This window comes from Corallococcus sp. 4LFB, from assembly GCF_046520365.1.
Taxonomy (GTDB): Bacteria; Myxococcota; Myxococcia; order Myxococcales; family Myxococcaceae; genus Corallococcus; species Corallococcus caeni.
The window spans coordinates 1-2,203 of the sequence record NZ_JBKGHJ010000842.1 but is presented as its reverse complement, the minus strand read 5'-3'; the positions used below and the strand labels follow the sequence as shown (position 1 = coordinate 2,203).

General features: G+C 74.4%; 1 protein-coding gene and 1 pseudogene. Both read left to right on the top strand.

Going from position 1 to position 2,203, the window contains the following annotated elements; translation table 11 throughout:
- Positions 1 to 1,781: OmpA family protein (locus ACLEQD_RS41845; RefSeq protein ID WP_410391498.1), on the top strand; the 1,781-nt coding region annotated here is incomplete at its 5' end.
- Positions 1,778 to 2,203, top strand: a pseudogene (locus tag ACLEQD_RS41840) (hypothetical protein); the annotation flags it as partial. The gene ACLEQD_RS41845 and the pseudogene ACLEQD_RS41840, both read left to right, overlap by 4 nt.

Here is a 2,203-nt window from a genome sequence, read left to right as displayed (position 1 = left end):
CTCCCCGCCCGGGGGCATGGGCCGGGGGGGTGGCGTTGACGGTGGCGGTGGGCCTGTCGCTGGGCGCCGCGTCGCGGGCGGAGGCCCAGGCGTCGGTGTCGCAGGCCATCGACGTGCAGCAGTACAAGCCGGGGCCGGGCGCGTATGACGTGCTCGGGCTCAACAGCGCCCGCGTCGCGCCGCACCTGACGTGGAACGTGGGCGCGTCGCTCAACTACGCGCACCAGCCGCTCAACTTCTTCGATCCGCGCGAGGAGACGTTCGTCTACCGCATCGTGCAGCAGCAGGTGTCCCTGGACCTGATGGGGGCGGTGTCCCTCTTCGACCGGCTGGAGGTGGGCCTGGTGCTGCCGCTGACGGTCACCGGCTCGCAGTCCGCGAGCGCCGTGTCCGAGCAGTTCGCCAACGGCGTGGGCACGGCGGGCCTGGGCGACCTGCGCGTGGTGCCCAAGCTGGCGCTCTTGTCGAAGGGCGCGCTGAACCTGGCGGTGCTCGCGCCCTTCACCCTGCCCACCGGCGGCGCGGACCACTTCCTGGGCGCGGACGGGCCCACCTTCCAGCCGCGCGTGGCCGGCGAGTGGGCCACGCCGTCGCTGCGGCTGCTCGCCAACGTGGGCGTCAACCTGCGCAAGGCGCAGGACCTGCGCAACCTGCACGTGGGCAACGAGCTCGCGTTCGGCGTGGGCGCGGAGGTGGCGCTCACGCAGGCGCTGTCCGCGCAGGGCACGCTCGTGGGCGCGGTGGGCCTGTCGGAGTCCGACAAGGAGGAGTTCCCCCTGGAGCTGCTGGGCGCGGTGAAGTACCGCTTCGCCCAGGGCTTCGCCGCGCACGTGGGCGCGGGGCCGGGCCTCACGCGCGGCTACGGCACGCCCGCCTTCCGCGTCCTCGCGGGGCTGGCCTACACGCCGGGCGGCGCCCCGGCCCCGGTGGCCGCCGCGCGTGCGCCCGCCTGCGCACAGGGCCCCGAGGACTTCGACGGCTTCCAGGACGACGACGGCTGCCTGGATCCGGATGACGACAACGACGGCATCCCCGACGTGAGCGACACCTGCCCCACCGAGCCGGAGACGGTGAACGGCGAGCGCGACGAGGACGGCTGCCCGGACACGGTCCCGGAGGCGAAGCCCGCCACGGACGAGCGCCGCGCCCCGGCCGCGCTCACCCTGCCGCCCGCCCCGGTGGACACGGACGGCGACGGCCTCCCCGACCCCGAGGACCGCTGCCCGACGGCGGCGGAGGACACGGACGGGTTCGAGGACGAGGACGGGTGCCCGGATCCGGACAACGACAAGGACGGCATCGCGGACGCGGCCGACGCGTGCCCGCTGGAGGCGGAGATCATCAACGGCGTGAAGGACGACGACGGGTGCCCGGACAAGGGCGAGTCGAAGGTGCGCCTGGAGGGCTCGCGCATCGTCATCCTGGACAAGGTGTATTTCGCCACGGGCAAGGACGTCATCCTGCCGAAGTCGTTCCCCCTGCTGTCACAGGTGGCCGCCGTCCTGCGCACCCACCCGGAGCTGGAGCGGGTGCGCGTGGAGGGCCACACCGACAGCCAGGGTGACGACGCGAAGAACCTGGACCTGTCGCAGCGCCGCGCGAACACCGTGCGCGACTGGCTGGTGAAGGCCGGCATCGCCGCGGAGCGCCTGGAGGCGGTGGGCTCCGGGGAGACGAAGCCGGTGGACACCAACGACACGGCGAAGGGCCGGGAGAACAACCGCCGCGTGGAGTTCAACATCGTGAAGACCGCCGGCCAGGCGGAAGGAGTGTCGCCGTGAGGAAGGCAGGCGCCCGCCTGATGCTGTCGCTGCTGCTGTCGGCCTTGCCCGTCACGGGGTTCGCGGCGGAGGCGGACGGCGCCTGCGGCGGGCTGACGTTCGACAACGGGCGGCTCACGACGGGCCGGCCCCTGGAGGCGAAGGGAGCCCGGACGGAGGCCTGCCTGCGCGAGGTGGCGGAGGCCGTGAAGGCGCGCCCCGCCATCCGGGGCCTCACCGTGGCCGCGAAGCTGCCGGACGCGGAGCGGCTGGACGGCCAGGGGCTGGCGGTGGCGAAGGCCGCGGCGGAGGTGCTGGTGAGCGCCGGCCTCCCCCGCACGCGGGTGTCCTTCGTGGCGCCCCCGGGCGACGCCAACACGCCGGGCCAGTTGCAGCTCGCGTACGTGGAGCGCCCCGGGCCGCTCGCGGTGGCGAGGCTGCGC